Origin of the sequence: Paenibacillus barcinonensis, assembly GCF_003217495.1 — a bacterium.
GTDB lineage: Bacteria > Bacillota > Bacilli > Paenibacillales > Paenibacillaceae > Paenibacillus > Paenibacillus barcinonensis.
Map to the genome: position 1 here is coordinate 288,978 of NZ_QJSW01000006.1, position 25,460 is coordinate 314,437.

Consider the following 25,460-nt stretch of genomic DNA (forward strand, 5'->3'; position numbering starts at 1 on the left):
GCGGTAATGCATATACTTCAAGAGCTTCAATATATTCTTCTTTTTCGAAAGATTTTAATAGTTTTTTTTCAGTACGAACCAAAGTCCTAAGCTTACTATCTTGGAATGAATCACCCGAAATTCCGATATAATTAGGCTTAAAATTTAAACTCGTAATGATCTCTTTTGAAAAAAGATAAAAATCATTCCACTGTTTGATATCATTTGGTTCAATTTGTCCGTATAGAACTATCGAAGTTGTTAATCTTTCCCCCATGTACTACCTCCGTTATTTTTTTGGTGGCAAAATATAGATGTCCCCTGCTCTATTCCCCATAAGTCTTTGATTATCCTGCATCCGTTTTATTAAATCAGAGACTCTATCAGTTTTACTAGGAACCTCATATTGATCTATTTTACCATCTCTTCTAACCGACATTATATCAGGTCTTCTATTCGGGCTGATGCCCTTTATCTCATTCCCCATGCCTTTATTAAGATATACCTTAACTACATCCTTACTTTGAGCTAATTTTGTAGCTTTGTCGGTCATTGCCTCCCAGTGACCAGGTGTTTTATTAGTATGGGGCTTACTGGGATATACAATCTTAGAATTAGCCGTAGTGGATTTTACTGTTTGACTTACTTTGGAAGCTTGTATTGATCTTACTTCAGCTTTAAGCGAGTCAACAGACGGTGGCTTTACGAGTTTTAAATTACTTGATGATCTTGTAGTTTTAGGTGTACTATAAGTTATTCGGCTTACCGGAGAAACCCCTCCTCCACCGCCACCTGGACTCATTTCTTCTCTATGACCACTCGGATCAACATAAATTAGTGGATTGTTCTTCACATACGCATACAAGTTCAAACTCAGTGGATCGTATAGCTCACCCTCAAAGGTGTCCTCATTATTAAACCTTCCCGTATTTGGATCATACCATCGCGCCCGTAAATACTGCAAATGAGTAGTATCATCCCATAATTCACCAGAGTACAAGAACGGATTATGGACCTTTTCTTCTTTCGACTCCAGATTGCCCCAGACATCATACTGATATTTGTTTAACAACGCACCATTGGTATCCCTCAACTCGGTAATATCTCCGTGTCCGTTCGTTTGTACATACGCCTTACTAGCATCGGCATAAACAATTGCTTCCAGTTTAGTTCCGCGAATATAGTTGGCTTTGAATTCCGGCGTGCCGTTTCGCACTTCGGCTTCTGCAATGATCTGAGCTCCATCATCATAGTAGTAACGCGTGGTTAAACCATTTTCAGTACGCTCAACCAGCAGATTGTCACCATTGTACTGATATCCGACCGTTGCTGTATCTGTGGTGACTTGAGTCAAACGATCTTGGGTATCGTAGTGATACTCGGTGTTAACCGCGTTAACTTCCTTGTCCGACTGCATCGTCAAGCGGTTACCTTGTTTATCATAGTTGTACTGCTCATTATTTCCACTAGCCGTGACTATGCGATTAAGCTGATCATACGTAAAGTCATCCTGTACACCCTGCTGTACACGCTTCGTTATATTTTTATTGTTATCATAACTATAATTGTACAAACCAAGCGTAACTTGATCTCGCACTTGCTCCAGACCAACCAAATCCAGACCGATATACGTTTTACGATCATTCACACCATTTTGAGCCTGTGACGATTTGAGCAATCCATTGAGATAATACGCGTACTGTGAATCCGGTATATCCTTCAACGTACCCACAGATACCATTCGATTCATCGTATCATACGTGTAGTAAACCGTGTTGGAGAATGGCCCTTTCATCGCAGTTCGGTTACCGTTTAAATCATAGGTGAACTCGATTGCAAGTCCATCTGGATAGGTCAGTCGTGTCAATTGTTCCGTTGCTTGATCGTATTGGTAGCCCGTCGTACCTGTACGGTCTGTCATGCTCGTACGTTTACCCACAGCATCAACAGCAAAGCTAATCGTTTCGTCGGAACTCGCTTTACGGATCAAGTTACCTCGTAAGTCATACTCATATGTGAAAGTATTACCATTGCGATCCACATATTTTGTCAGATTGCCGCCAGGTGTATAGTAGCTCTTCGTGCTATTACCTGACTTGTCCTTCGTCTGAATCCGGCGATTAAGCTGATCATAAATATTTTCTTTGATGTTACCCGCTGGATCAATTGTCTTGATCAAGTTACCTGTCAAATCATAGCTGTATTGTGTCTGTTCGCCGTTAGGGCTAGTCACTTGGCGAAGTAGCCCCATCACATCGTAATTGAAAGCAGTGATGTTGCCGTTGCCGTCTGTTTGCTCCAACGTATTGCCGCTGATGTTGTCATATTTAGTTTTCTCCAGTGTACGTACTACCTGTTCCAATTGTGTTTTCTCTTCTGTTTTGATACCTTTGCCCCACTTGTCGTGGGTTACAATCTGGATATAGCCTTCCGCATCGGTACTTGTCGCTGTGCGAGTCACGTCATCATATTTCATGGCTGTGGACGTACCATCTGCTCCAGTAGTCATTACTATACGACTCCAGTTATCATATAGATTACGAGTACGGTTTCCCAGTGCGTCGTCTGTCCAAGACACCCGGCTGTATGGATCATATCCAGTACGTTGAGACACGATATAGCTGTTCCCTGAGAAATAACCATTCTCTATCGCCTGACCAAGTGAATTCCATTTGTTTATTCGCTGTTGACCAAGCTCATCTGTCACTTTGATTGTATTGTTTATATCATCGTAATCTGCACGAAGCGTCGTTCCGTCCGTTTGCGTTACTTCGACAGTACGACCAATCGCATCCAAGCGATATTTAGTAGTGCGCTGCTCTGCGTCCGTGGATGAAATTAAATCACCTGTGGACATATCATATTCCGCCGATGTACTTACAGGTGTTGTTTGACCGTCCACATCAGTCACTAACGTACTTAGACGAGTTGGAAATGCGTTCTGATAACGACCATCATATTCGAGTGTCGCATTTCGTTCCTCTTTGCCATCCGATATCCGTTGAGTTAACAAGTTACCATAAGAATCATAGGTGTAATCTGCCTGTGTCAACAGTTCACCACTGGCACTGTCTTTACGGTTCACAATTTGCTTAATGTTACCCAGGTTATCCCGTGTAAGAGCCGTATATTTCTTGTTGGTTACATCCACCATGTCGGTAACACTCGTTAACCAGTGTCTGGTATCATCATACGTACTGGTGGTGGTGCGTCCAGTTTCATCCGTTACCGAAGTAATATTACCGTAGTCATCCAACTGTACCGTAGTTGTTAAGACGTCCTTGGTTTGGTTATCCGTTACCGTGGTGACAGTTGGTGTTGGTGCAACATAACTACGCCCTTTAACGGTTTTACCATAGGTATTCGTTGTTGTTTGAGTTTTACCCTCTGCACTTACTACACTCCCATCCAGATAGAACTGGGCTGGTGTATCATTGTTAATAAAATCTTTACGGTACTTATATTGTGTGTTGGTTAATCCATTACTCACCAAGACAGCAAAAGTTGTATCCTGTGAAAATGATGCTCCTATATCTGAAGTGTAGCTGTAAGTCTGACGATTGAAATCCTCTGTTGATCCATTTTCATACGTAATCTGATCTTTACGAGAAAGTACACGATAGGCATCATTGAACGAATCTTCACCAATGTAACGCTTAACTGTTCCATTCTCATATTCATAGAACGTTTTGGCACCCGTGTTATGTTGTACAGATGTCAGCAAAGCGTACGGATTAAGTGCCGCACGTTCCGGGCTGAATCCAGGCAGGTTAAACTTGGCATCAGCCAGTTTATAAGAATACGTTGTTTTTCGTCCCAGCGGATCGATGACCGAATCGAGTAGTTCTATGCCATTTTTCGTCTGTTTGTTATACGTGACTGTGCGGTTTCCTTGCACGATCGTTACAGCTGAAGAACTATAGCTGATACGAATTGTATTACCTATAGCATCCTTCACTTGGGTTAACAATTTGCTGTTATATACCGAGTTATTTTCATAGAAAAATTGAACATCATTTTTCTGCCCATCAGAAATCTGGAGTAGGCGTCCATCCGCAGAAAAATATTGCTTGGTTAAGCCATCTGCAGCAGTCATGACTAATGATGAGCTTTCCCCATTTACCGTTACCGAAGTATCTGGATTTACTGTAATTCCTTCCCAGTCATACCCTTTAAGCGTATTTCCTGCAATTTCATAGCGGCCACCATCTGCCATGTTCATATACGACTTGCCATTCTCCGTTTCAGTGAAAGGCAGTTTCCAAGACCAGCCTTTACCCAATGGTGCACGTTTGTCCGCTGCGGCAGGAAGCGTTTTGTTGTAGTAGGTGACATCAAAGTTACTACCTACTTGATAAGCTCGTATCTCCGCTGATGGACTAGAAGCTATATAGTATTTGTAACTACTATCCATTGAAGAAGAAATATCTAAGCCAGGATTGCTATTCACATAATTTTTATCATCGTTTACCCCAGACCAATTTGGTGTGCCATCTGTGAATAAAGTAATGGTTTCAGCCGGTCCTTCTGTTGTTTCCTGTTCAACCCATGGCTGCTCTCGCACGGAATAAGCGTAACGGTAAGTGTAAGGAGATGCTTTAGTCCAAGAATCATACCGTTCAGAAGAATATTGCCCAGGCTTAACAACATTGCCGGAATAACTTTGGGAGTATACTCGGGTGTCTGACTCTGGAATAGACACTGATCCATCATAGCGTGCTTCCCACGATTTGGTACAAATAGAATTAGCCGTGGCTGACTTGTTCGGAGAAGGACAAGCTTTCGTAGCTGTCACCGAAGTACGGGTAAGCGTAATTGTCTTCCCCTCTACAGTCACTGTTTTCGTTTCCGGACATGGAGTCCCTGCATTGGTCTGTATCCAGTTCCCTTTAGAGTCATATTTTCCAGCAATAGAATTAGTACAAGTTTGCGTTGGAGCAGTGATTGTACGAGCTGGCTGATATTGTCCAGAAATGACTTGAACAGTACCTGATTTGTTTAAAGTGCCACTAAATCCGCCTTGACTATAACTTATACTGGAAGGAAGACTGCTCAGAGTTCCACTACGAGTTTGTTGCTCTGTTCGGCTTTCGGCTGGATTCCATAGTAAAATTTGAGTACTAGCTGCTTTCCGAGCCTCGGCTTCAGTAGTATAGATACCTTGTAAGATAGTTGGGGTTTCCACAATGTAAGAGTCATTATCTTTTATTCCATCACCATTATAATCTTCTTGAACCCACTTATTGAGTTTGTATTTGACATAATATTTGGTAATGATTTTTTTCTTCACTGCCTGATACGTAAGAAAATAATTGTAGACCGGATACTCATATGTATTCGTTCCCACGGCCGGATCATAAAACTGGGCTGAATTCGAGTTGTATTGCCTTTCCAATGAAAAGGACATTCCTGCACGTCCAGGTAAAGACGCATCGACATGCTCCAACATAAGACCACCACTCAAGGTCGAAATGGTTTCTCCGTTTTCACCCACGGTATAAGGTGCCTCGTTAAACGACTTTTTACTATAAACAGGTGCTTTTTCTGCAATATGTTTCCCTGGATCTGGGATACTCGTTTGTCCTGCAAGTGGTTTTACTTCTGATTTTGACTTTTGCTTCGATGGTGATGATGAATCCGATTGCTTTTTATTCGTAAGTGAAGCGTCATTGCTCTCCTTAACCACTCCCTTTTTAGACACAGGTTTGGATATGTTTTCTGATATCGACGTAGGAGATGTGCTTTCTACACTTCCTTGTGATGAGGGTGTTTCCTTGGACTCAGCAGCCGGCTTTCCTTCAAGGGTAGAAGTGTTTTCGCTTGAAGGTGCTGTTGGTTCTGGACCTAAATCCTGATTCGTTTGAGGTGGGGCTTTATCATCATTTGTAGTTTCTGTCGGTGGTGCTGTTTCTTCAGGCTCTTTTTCACCTTCCGACTGGTCACTAGGGACGTCTGGATCTTTTTCCTCGCCCTCAGTTGACTTGTCTCCCTCTTCTTTCTCCTCTTTCTCTTTCTCAAGGTCTGTATTTGGCGGGGTAGTCAGTTCCTCTTCCACCGCGAACGTTTCATACCGCTGCATAATGCTGGATTGGTCAGCTTCCACACCCGTAATCGGTGTTTCTTCAGCTACAGCGGAATCCGTATAAACATCACTCGTGACCGTAGCGGATTCATTAACTTCCTGTGGGCGTACAGACTGTAAAGCTTCGTCAAATCCAATCTGTTCGTCTCTAGCTTTATATAATGCAGTAATCACTTCATTTAAGGTATAGCCCTGATTTAGGTAGTCCTGGATAAAGTCTTCCGTCCTATCAAACTGTTCTGCAATCAGAGGAATAATTTCTGATGGAGAAAGGTCTTTTTCCGAGGAAGCATTTTGTTTCCCTAACTCTTCTGCATATGTAACTGTAGGCACAACGTTTCCAAATAGGCCTGTGATGATAGCAATAATTAAAGCGATGGATACGTATTTTCTACAAATATTATTCTTCAAGTAAAGTTCTCTCCGTTCCAATGATCTACTAGTTTAATTCATTAAAAAAATTATTCATTTCTAGGCTTAATATGGATTTGTAATAATAATCTTTTTTAAGTTACCGTTTTTATCATATTCGTAAATGATTTTTTTACCTGACTCGTATTGTATACTCAGCAATTGTCCTGAAGAATTGTAGGTATAAACATATTTTTGTTGTTTCTTCTTCACCACAATATTACTTGGATCGGATTCATTTCCAAACTTCCCCTTGGTAGTTACATAAAACCGATTTTCTTGAGCAGAGTCTATATTCTCAATGACATACTTTCTTTCTTTCGTGTTTCCGATTAAAATGTCGTTGCAATAAACATTAAAGCCATCAATGTCGTCATCCTGCTTAATGAGAGTTGACCATGTCAAAGTAACAGTCTTGCTATTCGTAGCTTTCATTTTAAGTTCCCGAGGTACTTCTAAAGAATAATCATCAACAAACAATCTTATAGGTGTGATTACGTTTACCCCTTTATTTGTTAAATCCATACCCCAAATAAAAATCTTAGAGGTATTACTGATGGCAGCGCTGGAATTTGCACCTGCTGAAATAGAGTTAATATCTTCTAAACCCTTTACAACAACAGGTACGAAGCTATTCATTGTTGTTCCATCACCCAATGAACCTCTAGTGTTGGATCCCCAAGCGATTACTGACCCATTTTCTTTTAAAGCCAACATATGGCTATTACCTAGTGCTAATTGCTTTATTCCTTGGAGGCCAGCCACTTTTGAAGGTATAATTTTATTGTTTTGTGTTCCATCCCCAAGTTGTCCAAGACTATTACTTCCCCATGTCCACACTTCATCATCAATATCAACCGCCGCACCATAACCAGCTTTTTGATAGATATGTTTCACCTTGACAGGGATATTCAATCTAACGGGTTGTGATGCACTATTCGTAGATCCATTTCCTAGTTGATATGTGTTGTTTGCTCCCCATCCCCACACTGATCCATCGCTTTTTAATGCATATGCAGTTTGATAGCTTGCAGCTATTTCAACAACGTTAGATAAGTTAGGTACCTGAGTTGGAACCATACGTGTCTCGTTATCACCTAAACCCAGTTCTCCTAAAGTATTAGAACCCCAAGTCCAGACTGTACCGTCACCACGCAGTATTGTGTTAAACCTAGATCCTGCTGCGATAGCGACGATATTTTTTACTGAAGTAATTTGGTCAGGAATTGCACGGTCTTCAGTACCTGGCCAAGATAATAATGTACCATTAGACGTCAAAGCTAGCGTTTGAAAGTTTCCAGCTGAAACGTCCACTACTTTCGTTGCCGTTGGTAGAACTCCGAATTGTTCGGAAACCAATCCCGGAAACGTCATAGCATTCGTGCCCCCAGACCATACTGATCCATCCCTACCTCGTACAAGGAGATGCTGGGTTCCTAATGAAATCTTATTGATTTCGTTTAATTTTTCTTTTTGTGCCGCTTCCACGTTTTCATTCGTATACAAACCTGACATTAGTGTAACGATAAGAAAGAAAATCGACATATTTTTCATCTTCATTGCATGTTCCCCTTTAAAAACTCACTTTTTGTGCTTGTTTTACGAATCACATAAGACCCTTCTTGTACTCTTTCCTAGCGTTTAGATATAATTAATTGCCCATCCTTTCTAAATATGTAGTTTATGTGACTTGTAAACAGCTTTCCTATTATCATCGATTTTTTAATTTTATGATATAGGCTTTTTTTGTCGTAAAACATCTTTTTTTGTCGAACATTTTCCATTAGCCTTAATCTAAAGTGCATTATTGTATTTTGTGCAATCTTTTATTATATGAGTGTGGGTTTGTTATTAATATTTTCACAACCCATATTGCCAAGACACGAGCAAGCCCTCCCTTTAAAAGGATTCGTAAATAGTTACTATTCCTATTATTTTTGACTTGTGAGCAAAAATCTTCTTTTGGATAGATACGGTGTCTCATTCCAAATTCTCAACACCTCACTAAAACGAATACCTTTTGAATTGCTGGCAATAGAATTTTCTATATAATAACGTTGGAATGTAACTAGAATTAAATCGAGTAGGAGGCTACGCATTAGTTGAGTAGCCGACCTCTCACACCACCGTACGTACCGTTCGGTATACGGCGGTTCAATCGTTTAAGTGCTTTGACGTAAGCGCTCGTATTGGGCAGGGAAGTCATAATACCCTGCCTGTGCGAGCCTTTCGTTGGTTACAGAGCGATTCAGCACTGCGCTTCCGGCTATTCGCCAGTAACCTTGCCGCGTGTTCCCCCATTGGTACGCTTGCCACTCCGGTACGCCCAGCTTTTGCAGGTTCTGTACCTTCGTTCGTGACTTCTTCCACTGCTTCCAGATGTACATCCGCATTCGTCTTCGTAACCATTCATTCCAATTTTGCAGGATTCGCTTCATGTCCGCTACGTAGAAATAGCCGATCCAGCCACGGATATAGACTTTCACCTTCTCCATCACCTGCCGCGCCTTCTTGCCTTGACTTCGACTCGTTAGCTCCTTTAGCTTCCGCTTGGCCTTGGCCAGGGATTCACGGTGTGCACGGATGTACACCCCCTTCCCGTTCTTGCCGAGCGCGAATCCAAGGAATTTGAAATGCTTCTGCGCCACCACGCTGACCACCTTGCTTTTCTGCGTATTCATTTGCAGCTTGAGCTTTTGCTCCAGATACGCTCGGCTGGATACCAGCAATCGCAGGGCTGCTCTTCTGCTTTTCGCGAGAACAACGATGTCATCCGCATAGCGGATCACCGTCACACCCCGTTTTTCCATCTCCTGGTCATATTCGTTCAGATAAATGTTCGCCAAGAGCGGCGACAGCGGCCCTCCTTGGGGCGATCCTTTTTCGCTCCTCCGACGGACGCCATTCTCCATAACGCCGCTTTTCAGGTACTTCTTGATCAGATCGATGACACGTTTGTCTCGTATTCGCTTTCGCAGTACGTTCAAAAGAAGCTCATGGTTGAGCGTGTCGAAGTATTTCGACAGGTCGATTTCGACTGCATGTCCGTAGCCTTGCTCCGCATAGGCTTTGACTTTTCGAATGGCTTGCTGCGCACTTCGTCCCGGACGGTAGCCGTAGCTTCCGTCCGAGAACATCGGTTCGAACAACGGTTGCAACTGCTGCGCGATCGCTTGTTGAATCACTCGATCGATCACGGTCGGGATGCCCAGCTTTCGCACGCCAATTCCATCTGGTTTGGGGATTTCCTTGCGCCGTACCGGGCTTGGCTTGTAGCTGCCTTCCCGAATGCTGTACAGCAACTCTTCTCTGTTTTCACGCAACCACGGCAACGCTGCCTCCACGGTCATTCCGTCGATTCCCGGCGCTCCTTGGTTGCGTTTGACCTGTTTATACGCCCGGTTCAGATTGTCTCTGTTCAGGATGCGTTCCATCAGGTCTTTTGCACCGTCTCTTTCTCTACTTTCCTGAGTTTCGATACTCCGCGCTCCGGCATACCCTTCGCGTTCCACGCCATCTCTTTGCCGGCAGCCCTTTCGGTATTCTGCTTTCATCGCATCGACTCTCCTTTCAGTCTGTACTCAAGACTTACGATTGTTCAGTCCTTCCCGAAAAAAAAAACTTCCGGTACTATGACCTCTGCTGACTTCTCACCACAAGCTTTACTCCGTCTTTCGGATTTTTTTTCCTACTTCACGTCAGTGAGACCTCCCCGGGTAAGAACGATAACCTTCCCCTCATCCATCTGCCACATTTACATCTTGGAATTCGGGCAGTATTGGACTTCGCTTTGTATAGCAAGCTCGTCCGTTCCAGCATGCCTTGTATGTGATTTCTGTTCGTCAGACCGAGGGTTTGCCTCCGGCTTCCTTCAGATTCCGCCTCGCGACGGACACCCTTGCCCTTGGCTAACAGTTCCTACTGCCAAGCCTGTAGCGGACTTTCACCGCCAAGTTATCGCCCATGCCGGGCGCACTATAAAAAAAGAACAGAACGTAACGAGTACGTTCTGTTCTTTGGTCATATATCAAAAGCCTGCTGTATAGATTGATCCTCAAACGAAGAGGCTCGAACTATTCGATCAGAAAATCCGTCTACTCCATGGATGGATTCTTTCCCTAATAACAAGGATAAGACAGAAAATCCTTTTTGTTCCTTCAAGCTACTCCATGCTTTTAAAAAATCTTGATTTACATGCGCTTCTCCATCAGTAACAAAAATGATATCTGCTTGATTAAATCGACTTTGTTTAATGACCTCACTTGCTTTATTTAAGGGTTGTACAAAATTCGTACCTCCATCAAGAAAAACAGTTGCAAGCTGAATCATATCCTGTACTTCAATTTTCCCTCGTTCATAGATGATAGCATCAGATGCATGTGAGGAAAACGGAATCCACGCAAAATCCCTTCTCTGTTTCCGGGCAATGCTCATGAGAGCTAAAGCAAATCCCTTGGAAATCGTATCCTGACCCTTCATACTCCCGGATTGATCGAGACACAGGATGATGGGTCCTTTACCTAGATGTTCTTTTCCCTTCGTATCATACTGAAGGGTTTGTCCTTCCGCATATCGGCGTAAGAAATCCATTTTGCTAATGGGGCTGGCGTAACTGCCTAGCTCCATCGGCAGCAGTTGCTCGATGTCACTTCCTTGCCGGATTCCATTCCGATCAAGCGCATCCTTATGTTTAGAACGCTGTTTACGATTCGCAATAACCTTCATTCGCCCTGCCCATTTTGCGATTTCCTTCAAATTCTTATTATGACTCAACTTTTCAGCAAGAAATAATTGCTCTTTTAAAGGAACCTTCTTCAGCTCACTGTCACCACTTCCGGCCTGTAATCCGCCTAAAATAGATTTCACATTTTCTTTAGTCTCTACCACTTCATCAGCAGCCTGAGCGAGCATTTGAGATAATTGAGATCCGTTCTGATTAAGTGCTGCGGACAAAGCATTTGTAGCTTGCTGAGAAGCTTTCTGATCCCCTTGGATGAGCTTCTGCAAAGCTTCTCCCAAGTCTTGATCTTGCTTGGCCTGCTCTTTCACCCATCTAAGAACGGTCTCACTGTACTTCGTTGTTCCAATGGCTGCCGCCAGATCATCCAGGCGAGTAAATTCACGAAAATCCAGATATCCTTGATCGGTCATGATTCTTTCCATGAGCTGACGGTTCATACCAAGTTCTTCAGGAACATCATCAAGCAGCTCTGGCTTCATTTTAAACAATCCGGCCCATAGATCACTCATCAAAGGCTGGATCAAGGGGAAGATATTCTTCCCCTCTTTTCCGATCTTCTTCAGCTTGTCTGACATTTCCATTAACTGTCCAAATCGTCTGCGATCATAGGCATCTGTGTTTAAAACAGATTTCATAGGTTCATTCATCTGCTAAACTCCTAACACTTGTGATGCAATACCACTCAGTGAGCCTTGGACAGTTGCAATTGCGCTCTCAATTTCTTGTCTACTTGGATTGTCTTTTTGAAGTTTTTTCAGTTCATTGACCAACGATTTCAGTTTCTTCGTACTTTCAACAGCGATATCCGTAGAATTACTGGACTGATCCAAAGTTTTCATGATCTCTGCTGTTTCGGCTTCAATTTCTTGAATACGTGTCTTGACCGCATCCTGAGCATAGTTCCTTACAATTTTCATAACTTTATCCTGTTGTTCGGGTTTTTCCCACAAACTGTTCTTGAGAATCATGAGGTCTTCCAAGGTCGCTTTATCTCTGCCAGCAAGTACGGCCTTCGCGCGGATCACAGAGAGAGTCTGCTTAAAACGTCGATCTGACGGACGAATCCCTTCATCCATCAGTTCTCTCCTGATTTTGCTCAAAGCATCAAAAACCTCATCAGGAATCACTACGGTGTCACTAAAAAATTGAAGTTGAAACAGTTCTTCAATATTCATTTCCGCAGGAACTGGTAGAGATCCTTTCAACATAGATACAAAAGACTGATCCTCTCCGATATAGTTCACCTCAAACCTTAGTAGAAATCGGTCAAACAATGCCTCCAATCCTTCCCCCTCTTCAGGGTACTCATTCGAGCTGCCTATGAGTGACATGAGCGGAACTTGTGCTGGCGCGCCATCATTGTAAAATATCCGTTCATTGATGAGTGTCAAAAGTGCATTCAAAATGGCACTATTCGCCTTAAAAATCTCATCGAGAAAGGATGTATGTGCCATTGGTAATTTGCCAGACGTGTTCCGCTTGTACACACCCTGCTCCAATTCCTTTAAGGATACAGGTCCAAATAGCTCCTCTGGTGTACTGAAGCGTGTCAGCAGCCATTGAAAATAATTCGCTCCTGTAATTCGTTTGGTCAGATCACTTACCATTGCGCTCTTTCCTGTTCCGGGAGGTCCTATCAACAAGGCATGTTGACGAGCAATCATGGCTACCATAAGCCCTTCAATAACTTCTTCACGTTCTGCATATTGTTGTGACAACGCATTTTGAATTTTTTTAATTTTCATATTTAATTCCTCCATATCTTAGTTTTAGAAATCAAAAAGAGCTGAACCTAAATAGGAATAGGGTCAGCTCCGTTTCATCAAGAATATGTGAAAATCAGTCGGCCATATTTGCCAAAGCTTCCGCAACTCTCTTACGGATGAGCGCAACATAAGCCTCCATTTCTTGCAAATTCCCTGTAACAATACTTTCGTAGTCTTTAAAGTTGCTCACCACATTTTTCGCATCTTCAAGAATAGCTTTTAGATCATTCTTCTTGAGCTGATTCTCAACCCCGTTCTCACAAGCAGCCAGCGTTGAACGGAGATGATCCATCAATTTACGAGTCACCATGTTTTTCATATCCAACGTGTTCATGACAGGAACCTTCTCTGCTTCCCCTTTTTCAAGAGAAACAATAAAGCGGATCAGTGCATCCAAGTTCCCATCAAATTGTGCCGGAACAAAATAGACACCTCCAGATGGTCTTACTGGGGTTGGTGACATACTCTTTAAAGCATTCGTAATCACAGTTCGCAATGTCGTAGACCCATAGTTGTTTCGGAAGATATCAAATTGTAGGGCAGCATTACTAACGAGTTGCTGCGCCATGGAAGAGACGTAACTGGCATCTACCTTCTCCGTTTTCCGATCCAGTACTAGCGATCCTACATCCGGGATGTAGTTCAACCTTCTCCCTTTGGTATCGACTGTTTCGCAAACCAAATTACGCTGAACGAAAGCGCTCGTCGATGCTACCTCTCTAAACATGTAGTTTTCATACACACCTGGCGACATCTCCCGTTTAAACTTTTCACTGGTCGCTCTTCTAAAAGCATCTGGTAGACGGATTGCGTTCGGCATCCACCCTTCTCCCAGCCCTGAATCAATGAGTTTTTGTTTCAAGTCGTCAGGGGTGATTAGCATATTAGATAACGAGTTCCAGGTTAAGAATCCAATTGCATCTCCTTGACCAGCCGGAACCACAACAGCATCTTTTAAAATTGAGTTCAATGAAATAACCTCCTCGTTTTTTGAATAAAGAAGAACACTTGAAAGTTGCTCAAGTGTTCGGATCGACATTATATGCTTGCTTAGAGATATTCTTTGGCTGGCTTACTTCCACCATAAAGTTCAAAGTTGGTTGTAATAAAGTGCTCCAACTCCTCACGAGTAACCCCATCAAACTCTTCAAGTCTTTCGTAAATGTACATTTTTTCTAATGCTTTAGCATATCTCGGATAAGACTTTTCCACGATATGTTGAATCGTACTCCAGTGCTGGACAAATCCACAATCGTAGAAAATGTTATTCCCGACATCAAGTATACCAAGACCGGTAGCTCCAAATCCTCTTTTCTTAAAGTCAATTTCCAACTGCTTGTAATTTTCTTGTTCAAAAATAATTTCGAAGATGAGTTCACCATCTTGCTTCCAATTTTCCAACGTAATGAACTCAAGATTGTGTCGTTTAGTGTACTCCCTGAGCAAGTTTTCCAAAGATTCATCCGACAGTTTAGACAAGTATTCATAACATGCAAATTGCTTTGCTTTATAAAACTTCCCTTGAATATTCTCTTCAACATGCCGCTGAAGGACAATCCGTACAAGTGCCAGCGGGTCATATGTAAATTTCACTGTTTTCATCCTACCTTACCTCCCTTGTCTGCAACAGATATCCTACACGCTGGCAATATTCCAAACGACTCATCCTGCCTAACATGTAGTTATCAAAAACACGTTCAATTGAATAAGATACCCGCTCTGGACAAACTCTCCAATTATTTCTCACTTCATATCACTCTCCTTATTAAATTGAAAAGCCGATTTCTTCGCATGAGAGTACATGCATGAAATCGGCTTTCTGTATTGTTCAAACTATACACGAAACATTTTCACTCTCGACATAACGATTGAACTCTCATTCATTTGTTGTGTCAGGTCAGCAATATTAGATACCAACTGCTTGCGGCCTTCTTCCCGTTCTTTAATGTCATCCAGCAAGTCTTGCCCAAAGACCATTACTTGCTGCACGCTTTGCCAAAAAGGTTGTCCTTTAAGAGCCTGCACGTTAATCTCATTTCCGTCCGTTTTGTAGAAGAAACTTTGAGTTTCCATATCAAAACGGACAGTATCACTAATTTTCATTTCTGACTCAGTGGTTCCCCATACTTCTTCAGCGACATAAACAGTTACTCCGGCCATCATTTGAAGGAAGTCCACGGCATTTCTATGACGCTTTTTCTCTTCATGAAGGAACCCACCTACAGCTGTATGAATCGCACTTTTCGCATTTTTACCTCTGAACAGATTTAACATCTTAACCATCCTCTCAATTTTTAATGAAACGCAAAAAAGCCGATCTCCGCACGGACGAATCCATGCAAAAATCGGCTTTTAAAACTCAGTAACAATGCTTTTCCAAGAGCCTTTCGGTACTCTTCATTCCTTGTCTCCAGCAAAAGGGAGCTGTGGAACTTCATTGGCCTTTGCCTTTTGTCCTACATTTTTCCTCTCTTCATAACTGTCATCAGCACGAAGGTGTAGGTTGAGGTAGTGTACTAAACTTGTTCTTTCGATACAAGTTACCCTGCTGTTATCAACTCTGTGAAGTGCAGAATCATAGCGTAGGGCATTACCCTTGTCTCCAGCGAATGGGAGTTTAGGACTAAGGAATAAATTACACATCCATTGTATCATTCGTATACGAATTAGTACAGTCCTATTAGAAAAATATTCGATTTAGAACTTTTAACTATTTTCATATGTGGAGTTAGATAACTAATCATTGATTAAAATTCAATCGCTATTTTAAAGGATATTAAGCTAGCGGTTATCCCCCTTGTTTTCCTTTAATAGATATTTGGGATATTTATATATTTTCAAAAACAGAGATCGATCTATGGAAGATTAATCAAAAGCATTCGGGAAATCCGATTTAGTTGCAACTATTTGCTTTTGAATTTTTTTATCAATGCCTAGTTTTCCATTATCATTGCTACCCCAAGACCATAAAGAACCATCTGTTTTCAAAGCATGTGAATGATTGCTTCTTGCTACGATGGCAACAACATCAGTTAGTGGAGAATAGGAATTATCTAAGACTTGAACTGGAGTATTATAAGAGAAGTTTGTGGTTCCGTTACCTACTTGTCCACTGTTATTTACTCCCCAAGCCCACACTGATCCGTCCTTTTTCAGAGCCAAAGTAGCATTGCTACCTACACTTATTTGTTCAACATTGGTGATATCAATAGATACGGGATAGCTTCTCTTAATTTTTGTACCATCTCCGAGTTGACCTTGTGTGTTTCTTCCTGAACCATAAACTTCACCACTATGAGTTATAACATATAATCTTTCCGGCCCAACCGAAAAGCTTTTTACATCTTCAATTGGATATGGTACTGGTGAGGGTTGATCTTCATCACTATTCTGTCCTAGAGAACCAGTTGCTCCTTGTCCCCAAACCCACAAAACATTATCCTCATCTAATGCAGCGCTAGTACGTTCATTTGAATCAATCGCTACAATACGACTCAATCCCTGAATTTTAGTAGGTACACCAATCGGTTCTCCTTTAGTTCCGATTCCTAGTTGCCCGTATGAATTCCTCCCATACGACCACACAGTTCCATCATTTTTCAAAACTATAGTAAAACCATCTGCTGCTCTTGCCTCTTTAACGTTATCTATTAGAGGACTTTTAGTTGGTACTTTCAAATTCTCTTGCCTTTTACCTGTGCCCCCTTCTCCATATGCTATATATCCCCAAGACCATAGTGTCCCATCATTTTTTACTAAAACTGAGTGTGTCCCCATACCACCATCTATCATGGATATATCAGATATATCAACCTTTAAAGGAATAGCAGAATAATTTCCAGCACTCACTCCTAGTCTTCCACCTTGTCCAACTGCATAAAAAGAAGAACCATCTTTCATAACAAGATAAGTGTTATAGTTGGCTGCTGTAAGAAGATTATCATAACTTGAATTAGGGGCAGCGTTAGCTATTCCCGAACTTAATCCAACAATTGTCACTAGTGACAGTACACTTAGTAAAAATCTCTTTCTTAACATGAAACTCACACCTTTCTATAATTTTAAATTTATTCATCATTTATATAATAAAACCAATATTTAGTAATTTCAATACCTTTATACAATATTATAATAATTATGTTTCTCCATCTTGACTTTAAGATATAGTTTTAAAACAATTGATTTATTTGATATTAATAAACTTAAAGGAAGATAACTATTGTTTTATATGCCTGTTAAAAATATTTATTATTTAACAAAACTTCGTTTTGATACTTAAATTGTTCTTACGTTTTGACAACTTCTGTAGTAAAGCAATCTTATTTTTTCTTATCATTGACATATTCTTCTGGCATAATGTAAAACAACTCAGAAACCTCGTCTTCGTATTAAGCTATATGAACTGGGTACGTCTCCCAATCTTCCGCTATTTCCTAATAAAAAAAACTCCCAGATAAAAAGATCACTCTTTAAAGAGCGACCTTTTTATCTTTAACTAACTGAATCATCAGATTTTCCAGTTCCAGTTCCAGAACTCCTGACCCTGACATAGCACTAAACGATGTAGCCATTCCGTAAAATCAAGAGGTATCCACACCGCATTCTCCATGTTCTCCATTGCATCAAGAAAAAATAAATACGAATCTTCACCATTTTTTAATTTAACTGAATCAATACAAATTGCACCAATTATATGATCGGTCCATGCGATTGGATAACAATGTTTTGGAATGTTATCATATTCACCTGAAATAATATTAATCTTCTCAAGACTTAACAATTCTGTCCCTCCACCATAATGAGCATGTTGAAATAATATTCCCCCATTATGTTCTCGAAGAAATATCTTATAATCCTCAGGGAATAACCAATCGTTTTTCTCATATAGTTTACTTATCTCTTCCGAATCCGCTCCCTTATTCCATTCGCACTCAAGAAGTTGACTTTCACTCCCAGGAATTAGACTTTGAAACGGATTCTCTGAGGAAGCATTTTTTCTTAGAAGTTGTATAATCTGTATGATATCAGTTTCCAAAATTCTGCCCTCCAAATTATCAATAATTTCGCCACCAATTATTTAATTCAGTGTGATTTTTTATACCATTTTTTTCACTTGATCCAGGTTTCCACAACGGGATTAAATTAGACACGGAATCCTGACCATTATATTTTACAGGACGCATATGATGGATTTGTACATCAGTCCACTTAAAATAAGTTGGTGCGCCCCAATTTCTTTCATAGTATTCAATAAAATTTTCTCTGTATTTCGAACCAGGGGTTCTTGCATTAGCAGTAAGATTAGCAGGTGGCTCCCACATAACAATACCAGATTGTCTGTCTTTGTAGTCACTAGGGTATTTTATGCCTTTTTTATTCAAAAGCATCACATCACTCGATGCTGATGCTGCTGTTATCACTAAACTCCCATCAAAGTTGGCCTTTGCTACAGTTACACCTTTCCAATATTTTGTGATCGATATTGGGCTCTCCAATACAAATTCTTCTTTCAATTTCACTGTAACATTTTTTTCTTTATCATTACTATAGACACCAGATCGCGTATTACTGATTGTATTTTTAAGTGAAACAGTATAATTTTTGGGTTTTGTACCGGAACCGCTTACATTTGTTACTGCACCTGCGGACACAAATTTAGGTTTATCTATAGCTATATCAGCTACCAAGTAAAACATATCCATCCGATACGTAAGTTTGTTATTTTGAATACTGTATTCATTTTTAATTTGTGGAATAATATCCTTAATATCATAAACTTCTGGTTCTTTAGTTGAATAAATAAGCTGAGAACTAGCATTGTCAATATCAATAGAATAATATAACGTTTCTTTATCAAGAATTTCAACATCATTATACAATTCAAAAATCTTACTAGAATCAAATTCAGAAAAAAGATCCTCATTACCAATTTGTACTACTTGACCTTGATCTTCACTCACATTTGATTCAGGAGAGGTAGCCCAAAGTGTTGTTTGTAGAGAAAGGCTAAGTATTAAAACATAAACTAAAGATAGTATCCAATGTTTAAACTTCATTTCGATCGAATCCTCCTTGTTAGATGATTTTTATAAATAACTCCTATTTAAAAACCTATCCACCCTCCTCTCTGTAAACATTGGAATTATTTACTATAATTAGATTCTATCAACATACTCAGGAATAGTAAATAAGTCAATTTTTACATACAAATTTATCTGAAAGAACCTTGACACAACGAACACTTTAAAAAATTCAAAACTAAAAAAAGCCCCAGTTTAAGCAACTGGGGCTTTGTACAACACTTCCTATTCACTTCATCTGTTTTAATTGACGCAATGTAACACTCTTCAAGACTTCAGAAGAAGCACTAAGCATCAAATTAGCAATCCAGCGCTCCTTTGTTGTTTTACTTAAAAGCTGTTTAAGATACTGCTCCTTTGCCGACATCACATCATCCCCAGTTGCTTCAGGGATACAAATCCTTCAACACCAACGATAATATGATCCAGTACATTGATATCAACAATTTCACCAGCATCGAATAACCGTTTAGTGACCTTGATATCTTCTTGACTCGGAGTTGGATCACCTGAAGGATGGTTATGCACACAGATAATAGAAGCAGCATTCTTTAAAATTGCTCTTCTAAATAATTCTCTAGGGTGCACTATAGCTCCATTCAATGTCCCAATCCCTATCGTTTCCTTGGAAATAACACGATTCTTAACATTCAGCATGATTGCAACAAAATGCTCATTAGGAAGGGATGACATCTCAGCAGCTACGAGCTGATACACATCTTCAGGCCTTCTAATCTCACTAGGAACATCTTCTTGCAATACTCGTTCAATCAGTTGTAATAACTTTTCAGCGTGTTCACGTCTTCGACGAGGCAAAGAAGCCAATTGAGTTTCGTTTACCGAGAAGTTTTTCATATATTCCCCTTTCCGTTTATCCCGACCCCGCAATGGCGGTGTCGGAATTAAACACCGCCATTTAGTGCCAGGCGAAAGGCTATTTTGAATTAGTTTATCGTGTCACAACTACACTTTGCGAGAAGCAAAACGTTTAGTCTCTTTTAGCGTACCGTACCCGGACAAGGAGACGTCTTCCCAACCAAGCTTTTTCAGCGCGGTTGAGGACAAACTCAGGTAATCCCAAGCATTTTTCCCTTCCGCTGTGATCGCAACGGCAAGTTCACGCAATCCATCAGGCTTAAAAGACCAGCTTCTGGTATTACTGTACTCCCAAACTTTATCCGCAGCTTGAAGTGCTCCATGTTCATCGACATAAGTCTTCAAACGTTCTTTCATCTGTTTCAATGCAGCCTCGGTTCGTTCGATTTCTAACGCGATCTGGATTGCTTCTTCTATTGTTAATTTTTCATGTATTGTATTTGTCATATATAACACTCCTCAAATTTTGATTTTTTTCGTGATGCGGAATACGAAAATTCTCCGCTACAAATACGTTTTTTAAACAAACCTATAACTTTTTATAGATGTAGCCATTGGTGGAAAGGTAAAGGCCACAGGTTGTTATTGCAATCCCATTCGACCCGTGTCTAAGTTCCGAACAACTTCAAACCCCTTACTTTCCAAATACCTTCTAGCTTCTGTCCCGTTGAGATCAGCAAAACATTAATAGTTATGATCTACAATGAATTCACCTGACTCGGTAGCTTTAATGATTTCGTCTTTCGTCATCCTTTTCATCCCTCCAAAATACATTTCATTTTCTCAACGCTTTATACATTCCAAAACAAATGGGCAATGTTTGCAGTGACTGCCCGGTGTAGGCTGAAAAAGCGAAGAAGCCATATCCGGGAATGATTCCAGACATGACTTCTTCATTTCAATCTGCTCCGCAAGCTGAATGGCCCATTCTCTAGCTTCGTTTCCATCAGATTCGTTGTAAATAAACGATTCTGCTTTCCGAAACCGAAGAAAAAACAATGTGCCTTTGACTTGACGAAGACCTCTCATTTTCATAATGGCCCAAGCGTACAAAGCAAGCTGCCTTGTATCATGGACTCGGTAAGGTTTCCAATTCGACTTCCAGTCCCAGAAATGAACATCTTGAAGCAAATCAATATACCCCTGGAGCTGGATTCCTGATGAAGAGTCCAACGGAAGGTTAAAATGAATTTCCGTCCGACCCTTTACATCAGGAGCTTGCTGAAGCAACTTTAAAACTTCTTCATAAGTCACTTCGGGATGAAAATCCGCTTCAATTATAGCTGCCAGGATCGCTTCATTTTCAGACATACCATTGATTTTTAGCTCAATCGCCTTATGCACTGCTTTGCCTAAAGCAAGTGGTTTTGTAACCGGCTCAGGCTTACCCAAGATATACTTCATATAGAAGCGAAATGGGCAAGTTTCATACAGGGAAAGTCGTGAGTATGAGAAAATCATGAAAGTCCCAAGGTTGTTCGGCACAGCTTCTTTGCAGCTTCCAGCTTTTCAGCTCCTACATCATTCTGAACAGTAATATCCTGCTGCAAATGGTGCTTGGCAATGAGTAAGAAAGCAATGACGGCCTGATCATATGGGTATGCGCTTGTTTTGCAAAACTGAAAATATTGGTCATTTTCATCTGGTTCATCCCATAAGCGTAGTACTCGTGGGAATACAAAGTCTTCATACCTTTCCGAACCCACACCATTAAAGAGCACATGTTCATCGTTTATAACTGGATCTCCTTTCCCTCCTGATCCAGCAAGCCGCACTCCTTCTTCTGTAAGTACAGGTAACAGACGTTTAAAATCAGTTAGAATTTTAAAATACACATCGAGTTCGATCTCCCTTATTCGATACCAGTAATGTGTATATCCCATGTTCATTCACTCCTCTTCAAATGAGTGTTTGTCGTTTTTAGAATGGTAAATCATCGTCAGATATTCCCCATGCATCGCCTGCCGTATTCGTTCCACGACCGTTTCCATTGTTTCGATTCTGTTGATTTCCTGTCCCCAGTCTTGAATCGTTTGAATTAGAACCACCAGACTGAGGAGTGAGGAATCTAACGTTGTCGGCAATGATTTCAGTTACGTATACACGTTTACCTTCATTATTTTCATAGTTTCGTACTTGAATTCGACCTTCGACTGCAGCCATATGCCCTTTTTTCAAATGGTTTGCACAAGCCTCAGCAAGTTGTCTCCAAGTAACAATAGGAATGAAATCCGCTTCTCGTTCGCCACCTTGGCTTGTAAAAGGTCTATCTACTGCCAAAGTAAATTGTGTCACGGCTACTCCTGCGGGTGTATATCGTAACTCAGGATCACGAGTCAGACGACCAATCAAAATTACACGATTCAGCATTTTTATCCTCCGTCCCTGCCTGCCTTTTTAGGTTCAGGACTTACAGGTTTCGTTTTAAACTGGTCCACAAATCGTTCAGCAACCTCTGTCCACTTCGGACGTGAAGCACAAGAGTAGATTTGCAGTACACTTTCAAGGAGAGGCGACTCAATCTCTCGCTCTCGTTGTCTGATTTTTTCAATGTAGTTCTGATACGTACAGGTTTTGATCCCCACAATTAATTGAAAATAGGCATCTCGCTGCTCCTTCATCAGAAACTCTTTCCATGAGTCCCAAAACAAATCAAGGGAACGCATATAATATGAGAAATCTCGTTCCCTCATCTGCTTCCAGTTTGGTTCTCTTACGCCTGTATGTTCTCTCAGTAACCTTCGTTGATTTTGGCTGAGGCGTTCGGCAGGATGAACAATTCTCCGTTTTCGGAATCGTTGCTTTACGTTCTCCTCCGGGATATTTTCCAAAAGAGAAATAAAGCGAAAAACACCACCACTCTCTTTACAAAACCAGCATTTGAACACTTGGTCTTTGCTATTGAGAGAAAGATAGTATCTTCGCTTTTTCCCTGGCTTTGAATCCTCATGACAGAAAGGACACTTACAAGCCACTTCTTCCCTTGATCTGGAGTAAGGATTGATCTGCAGGCCATGTTGTTCAGCAATGCCCACAATATCAGGAAGCATGATCAATCACAGCTCGTATCATTTCCTCTGGGCTGGGTGGAAGCTGAATCTGCTCCCAATCCGGGGCAAGAACAATTTTGCGTGTAACTGTGTGAATCGTTTTTTCTGGTTCCCACCATTGCCAACGACGATATAGATCGGCTGCCATCTGAACATGTTTACATTCCTTCTGTCCATAGTGACAAGCTGGGCAATCGTGAGTGATGATGAGATCATTGAAATGAGGTTCAGCTTTGACCAAATAAACACCATTGTTTCGACTGGATGGGAATACACAGATTAGTGCGTTTCCGTCTGTAAACGTAGCGTTCACTTTCGTCATGCCGCTTCACCTACAATCGCAATTGATTTCACCATCTTGAATCCATTGTTCATTTCAAATTCAATTTTGAATTGTGAATTATTTGATAGTGCATTAATTTGTTCAATCGTCTCTGGCGTATTGGCAAGCACCACAGACTCTTCGCCCGTTGCTACATTAACCAATCTTAATTTTGCGAAGGTAACGCCTCCTGGAGAAGTTCCTGTTCCCATATCCAGCATTCTATACAAGTCTCCTGAACTTGGCGTAGCAGGCTTGGTCGAAGTCGCATTCTTCTGTCCTTTTTTCTCTGAAGAACCAGATTGCTTACTTGAAGTGCTGCCCGAAGAAGGTTTACTTTTATTTTGCTGAGTGGATTGAACCGGTTCTCCCACTTCGATTCGCTCCGCATCTTGAACGGTTTCAATCTCGCTTTCATCCATCATGCCGAGGCCCGATAGAGATAACGTTACTCTTCGTTTTGCCTTCGTTTCAGCCTTCATGATGGCGTTGGCAAGTTCATCTGCAGTTAATGGGAGAATTCGGCCTGTCGGCACTTTTCGATTTCTCATCTCGTCCCATAACTTCTCTTCTTTGGTCAGTGACACAGCACCAATGGATTCATCGGTCCGGCCATCTTGAGTTGTTCCGCGTGCGGTCACACAGTAGACATCACCCACCTTTTCACGGCTTGTGATCGTAATACTTATATTTTGTATTTTACGAAGCTGGTCTGTAGCGTCACGCTTCGCATACAGCACAAGCTTCCCATCCAGTTTCAAATAATCGAATGGTTTTGTCAGGGGATTAAGTCCCACACTCTCACAAACCTTGGTGTAGTACACAAACCGTTCCTCTGGTTTGAGTGATGATAAATCACCTTGAATTACGACCTTTTCCATAATCGACAAATCCATAACTTCAGCCATCGTTGCTCAGCTCCTTATTTTAATTTGGGATCTACAAACGTCTTTTGAACGAGCTTATCCAAATTGCTCCAGATCGTTGTCACCTCATGTTTTAACGCTTCAGGTGCTTCCGCGATTACATCATCCAAGAGCGAGAGTGCTTCCTCCAAAGTGGCTTGAACATTTAAAGCAACATTAGTATCAGGTTTCAACATAAGATTCATCGTCCTTTCAAAGGTTTTATAAAATGCAAAAAAACCGAGCTTCACATGAAATAACTCATGCAAAAATCGGTTTTTAAATCAACATATTCTACTTTGAACTAACCCAGCATTGAGGTTGCAGCTTGCTCATCTATAATCGGCTGCACTCCAATGATCTTCAAGGCTTTAAACACTTTAGACAACGAATCAGGCTGTATATTACATCCGAAATTCGAATGTACAAGTCCAGCTTGAATAACTTTAATGTCTTCTAATGGAACATCTGCAAGATCAGCGAGTTGTTGCTGTGTGTAACCCAATTCCAGTTGTCTTGCTAGAATCATCTGTCCGACAGCAACTTCAGGACCATCCAGATACTCTGTAGCTCCTGGAAGTTCTCTAACCTCAGCTTTTAGCTGTTCAAAATCCCTTTTTAAATGACTGTATTTATTCATCCATCTCATCCCCTTGTGAAAAAATGTGTTTCTCTGGAGATTTCATAAACGCAATATACTGTTCTTCTGACTTTTTTATGAATTGTTCAAATTCTTCAGAGTAAGTCCTGGCTTTTACCATAGCTTGAGTAAACACCAGTATTTGAACATCTTCTAACGAATATTCAAAACATATCGCTCGAAACGCTCCAGCACCTCTCCAGTTCACACGAAACTCAAGTAGTGGTGGATGATCTCTTAGCTCTTTGATGACTCGGATACTATATAACGAGTTACCTTCAAGGGAAGTTGTAAAAAATTCAGTCATGGAATGAATCATTCCCCTTTTTTCCACAAACTCAAGGGCTTGAAAAATAAGCTCAACCAGTTGAATGAAAAGGGGATCAGCCTTTGCTCTTTGAATCAATTCCTGCAAGCAAAGCTTTACCTGAGCTTTCCCTTCTTCATCCTTCAAGAACCAAATAACTGTCTCCATTATACCATCCTCTCAATTTTAATTAAAACGCAAAAAAGCCGATCTCCGCACGGACGAATCCATGCAAAAATCGGCTTTTAAAACTCAGTAACAATGCTTTTCCAAGAGCCTTTCGGTACTCTTCATTCCTTTT

At 41.0% G+C, this 25,460-nt stretch carries 24 protein-coding genes; all 24 read right to left on the reverse strand.

The window, feature by feature from the left end; all coding sequences use genetic code 11:
• Positions 1-256, reverse strand: a 256-nt coding sequence (locus DFQ00_RS29155; RefSeq protein ID WP_208643779.1) for a hypothetical protein, incomplete at its 3' end; no start/stop codon positions are given.
• A 12-nt stretch (positions 257-268) separates the two neighbouring features.
• Entirely contained in the window at positions 269-6,472 is a 6,204-nt protein-coding gene (locus tag DFQ00_RS12460) for an RHS repeat-associated core domain-containing protein (protein WP_110896795.1), read from the reverse strand.
• Between the two features lie 66 nt (positions 6,473-6,538).
• Positions 6,539-8,032: an RCC1 domain-containing protein gene (locus DFQ00_RS12465; RefSeq protein WP_110896796.1), complete on the reverse strand. Its 1,494-nt coding sequence runs from the start codon at positions 8,030-8,032 to the stop codon at positions 6,539-6,541.
• Positions 8,033-8,634: 602 nt separating this feature from the next.
• Positions 8,635-10,026 (reverse strand): group II intron reverse transcriptase/maturase, encoded by a 1,392-nt coding sequence (gene ltrA, locus DFQ00_RS12470; RefSeq protein WP_110896797.1) that lies wholly within the window; start codon positions 10,024-10,026, stop codon positions 8,635-8,637.
• A gap of 466 nt (positions 10,027-10,492) precedes the next feature.
• Positions 10,493-11,692 (reverse strand): VWA domain-containing protein, encoded by a 1,200-nt coding sequence (locus DFQ00_RS12480; protein ID WP_244213823.1) that lies wholly within the window; start codon positions 11,690-11,692, stop codon positions 10,493-10,495.
• Between the two features lie 171 nt (positions 11,693-11,863).
• Positions 11,864-12,958, reverse strand: coding sequence for an AAA family ATPase (locus tag DFQ00_RS12485; RefSeq protein ID WP_110896799.1), 1,095 nt, complete (start codon positions 12,956-12,958; stop codon positions 11,864-11,866).
• Between the two features lie 94 nt (positions 12,959-13,052).
• Positions 13,053-13,949, reverse strand: a complete 897-nt coding sequence (locus tag DFQ00_RS12490) for a DUF6744 family protein (protein WP_110896800.1) — start codon at positions 13,947-13,949, stop codon at positions 13,053-13,055.
• Between the two features lie 80 nt (positions 13,950-14,029).
• Positions 14,030-14,581 carry a hypothetical protein gene (locus tag DFQ00_RS12495; protein ID WP_110896801.1) on the reverse strand — a complete coding sequence of 184 codons (552 nt, stop codon included), beginning with the start codon at positions 14,579-14,581 and terminating at the stop codon, positions 14,030-14,032.
• 231 nt (positions 14,582-14,812) lie between these two features.
• Complete coding sequence (locus DFQ00_RS12500; RefSeq protein WP_110896802.1) at positions 14,813-15,253, reverse strand: hypothetical protein; 441 nt, start codon at positions 15,251-15,253, stop codon at positions 14,813-14,815.
• A gap of 591 nt (positions 15,254-15,844) precedes the next feature.
• On the reverse strand, positions 15,845-17,017 hold the full coding sequence (locus DFQ00_RS12505) for an RCC1 domain-containing protein (RefSeq protein ID WP_110896803.1): 1,173 nt from the start codon (positions 17,015-17,017) through the stop codon (positions 15,845-15,847).
• A 469-nt stretch (positions 17,018-17,486) separates the two neighbouring features.
• On the reverse strand, positions 17,487-18,014 hold the full coding sequence (locus DFQ00_RS12510) for an SMI1/KNR4 family protein (RefSeq protein ID WP_167433690.1): 528 nt from the start codon (positions 18,012-18,014) through the stop codon (positions 17,487-17,489).
• A gap of 19 nt (positions 18,015-18,033) precedes the next feature.
• Positions 18,034-19,035, reverse strand: a complete 1,002-nt coding sequence (locus DFQ00_RS12515; RefSeq protein WP_110896805.1) for a hypothetical protein — start codon at positions 19,033-19,035, stop codon at positions 18,034-18,036.
• Between the two features lie 253 nt (positions 19,036-19,288).
• Entirely contained in the window at positions 19,289-19,426 is a 138-nt protein-coding gene (locus tag DFQ00_RS29160; RefSeq protein WP_167433691.1) for a hypothetical protein, read from the reverse strand.
• Complete coding sequence (locus DFQ00_RS12520; RefSeq protein WP_110896806.1) at positions 19,426-19,914, reverse strand: JAB domain-containing protein; 489 nt, start codon at positions 19,912-19,914, stop codon at positions 19,426-19,428. The genes DFQ00_RS29160 and DFQ00_RS12520 overlap by 1 nt, the downstream gene beginning before the upstream one ends.
• A gap of 108 nt (positions 19,915-20,022) precedes the next feature.
• Entirely contained in the window at positions 20,023-20,382 is a 360-nt protein-coding gene (locus DFQ00_RS12525; RefSeq protein ID WP_244213810.1) for a hypothetical protein, read from the reverse strand.
• A 336-nt stretch (positions 20,383-20,718) separates the two neighbouring features.
• Positions 20,719-21,396, reverse strand: coding sequence for a PD-(D/E)XK nuclease family protein (locus DFQ00_RS12530; protein ID WP_110896808.1), 678 nt, complete (start codon positions 21,394-21,396; stop codon positions 20,719-20,721).
• Entirely contained in the window at positions 21,393-21,818 is a 426-nt protein-coding gene (locus tag DFQ00_RS12535; protein ID WP_110896809.1) for a hypothetical protein, read from the reverse strand. The genes DFQ00_RS12530 and DFQ00_RS12535 overlap by 4 nt, the downstream gene beginning before the upstream one ends.
• A gap of 37 nt (positions 21,819-21,855) precedes the next feature.
• Positions 21,856-22,305, reverse strand: a complete 450-nt coding sequence (gene ssb / locus DFQ00_RS12540; RefSeq protein ID WP_110896810.1) for a single-stranded DNA-binding protein — start codon at positions 22,303-22,305, stop codon at positions 21,856-21,858.
• A 2-nt stretch (positions 22,306-22,307) separates the two neighbouring features.
• On the reverse strand, positions 22,308-22,601 hold the full coding sequence (locus DFQ00_RS29820) for a hypothetical protein (protein ID WP_244213811.1): 294 nt from the start codon (positions 22,599-22,601) through the stop codon (positions 22,308-22,310).
• A 373-nt stretch (positions 22,602-22,974) separates the two neighbouring features.
• A complete protein-coding gene (locus DFQ00_RS12550) occupies positions 22,975-23,307 on the reverse strand; it encodes a hypothetical protein (protein ID WP_244213812.1) in 333 nt (110 codons plus the stop codon).
• Positions 23,304-24,215: a hypothetical protein gene (locus tag DFQ00_RS12555; protein WP_110896812.1), complete on the reverse strand. Its 912-nt coding sequence runs from the start codon at positions 24,213-24,215 to the stop codon at positions 23,304-23,306. Before DFQ00_RS12555 ends, DFQ00_RS12550 begins: the two co-directional genes overlap by 4 nt.
• Positions 24,216-24,229: 14 nt before the next feature.
• Entirely contained in the window at positions 24,230-24,409 is a 180-nt protein-coding gene (locus tag DFQ00_RS12560) for a hypothetical protein (RefSeq protein ID WP_167433692.1), read from the reverse strand.
• Between the two features lie 107 nt (positions 24,410-24,516).
• The gene (locus DFQ00_RS12565; RefSeq protein WP_110896814.1) at positions 24,517-24,852 is read right to left on the reverse strand and encodes a helix-turn-helix domain-containing protein; all 336 of its coding nucleotides are present in this window, start codon (positions 24,850-24,852) and stop codon (positions 24,517-24,519) included.
• The gene (locus DFQ00_RS12570) at positions 24,845-25,327 is read right to left on the reverse strand and encodes a hypothetical protein (RefSeq protein WP_110896815.1); all 483 of its coding nucleotides are present in this window, start codon (positions 25,325-25,327) and stop codon (positions 24,845-24,847) included. The genes DFQ00_RS12565 and DFQ00_RS12570 overlap by 8 nt, the downstream gene beginning before the upstream one ends.
• Positions 25,328-25,460 lie beyond the last annotated feature (133 nt).

Coding starts and splice junctions, on each gene's coding strand:
- DFQ00_RS12465 (WP_110896796.1), bottom strand. CDS start 8,032: ATGAAGATGAAAAATATGTCGATTTTCTTTCTTATCGTTACACTAATG.
- ltrA (WP_110896797.1), bottom strand. CDS start 10,026: ATGAAAGCAGAATACCGAAAGGGCTGCCGGCAAAGAGATGGCGTGGAA.
- DFQ00_RS12480 (WP_244213823.1), bottom strand. CDS start 11,692: ATGAAGCCAGAGCTGCTTGATGATGTTCCTGAAGAACTTGGTATGAAC.
- DFQ00_RS12485 (WP_110896799.1), bottom strand. CDS start 12,958: ATGAAAATTAAAAAAATTCAAAATGCGTTGTCACAACAATATGCAGAA.
- DFQ00_RS12495 (WP_110896801.1), bottom strand. CDS start 14,581: ATGAAAACAGTGAAATTTACATATGACCCGCTGGCACTTGTACGGATT.
- DFQ00_RS12500 (WP_110896802.1), bottom strand. CDS start 15,253: ATGTTAAATCTGTTCAGAGGTAAAAATGCGAAAAGTGCGATTCATACA.
- DFQ00_RS12505 (WP_110896803.1), bottom strand. CDS start 17,017: ATGTTAAGAAAGAGATTTTTACTAAGTGTACTGTCACTAGTGACAATT.
- DFQ00_RS12515 (WP_110896805.1), bottom strand. CDS start 19,035: ATGAAGTTTAAACATTGGATACTATCTTTAGTTTATGTTTTAATACTT.
- DFQ00_RS29160 (WP_167433691.1), bottom strand. CDS start 19,426: ATGTCGGCAAAGGAGCAGTATCTTAAACAGCTTTTAAGTAAAACAACA.
- DFQ00_RS12520 (WP_110896806.1), bottom strand. CDS start 19,914: ATGAAAAACTTCTCGGTAAACGAAACTCAATTGGCTTCTTTGCCTCGT.
- DFQ00_RS12525 (WP_244213810.1), bottom strand. CDS start 20,382: ATGACAAATACAATACATGAAAAATTAACAATAGAAGAAGCAATCCAG.
- DFQ00_RS12530 (WP_110896808.1), bottom strand. CDS start 21,396: ATGATTTTCTCATACTCACGACTTTCCCTGTATGAAACTTGCCCATTT.
- DFQ00_RS12535 (WP_110896809.1), bottom strand. CDS start 21,818: ATGGGATATACACATTACTGGTATCGAATAAGGGAGATCGAACTCGAT.
- ssb (WP_110896810.1), bottom strand. CDS start 22,305: ATGCTGAATCGTGTAATTTTGATTGGTCGTCTGACTCGTGATCCTGAG.
- DFQ00_RS29820 (WP_244213811.1), bottom strand. CDS start 22,601: ATGCGTTCCCTTGATTTGTTTTGGGACTCATGGAAAGAGTTTCTGATG.
- DFQ00_RS12550 (WP_244213812.1), bottom strand. CDS start 23,307: ATGACGAAAGTGAACGCTACGTTTACAGACGGAAACGCACTAATCTGT.
- DFQ00_RS12555 (WP_110896812.1), bottom strand. CDS start 24,215: ATGGCTGAAGTTATGGATTTGTCGATTATGGAAAAGGTCGTAATTCAA.
- DFQ00_RS12560 (WP_167433692.1), bottom strand. CDS start 24,409: ATGTTGAAACCTGATACTAATGTTGCTTTAAATGTTCAAGCCACTTTG.
- DFQ00_RS12565 (WP_110896814.1), bottom strand. CDS start 24,852: ATGAATAAATACAGTCATTTAAAAAGGGATTTTGAACAGCTAAAAGCT.
- DFQ00_RS12570 (WP_110896815.1), bottom strand. CDS start 25,327: ATGGAGACAGTTATTTGGTTCTTGAAGGATGAAGAAGGGAAAGCTCAG.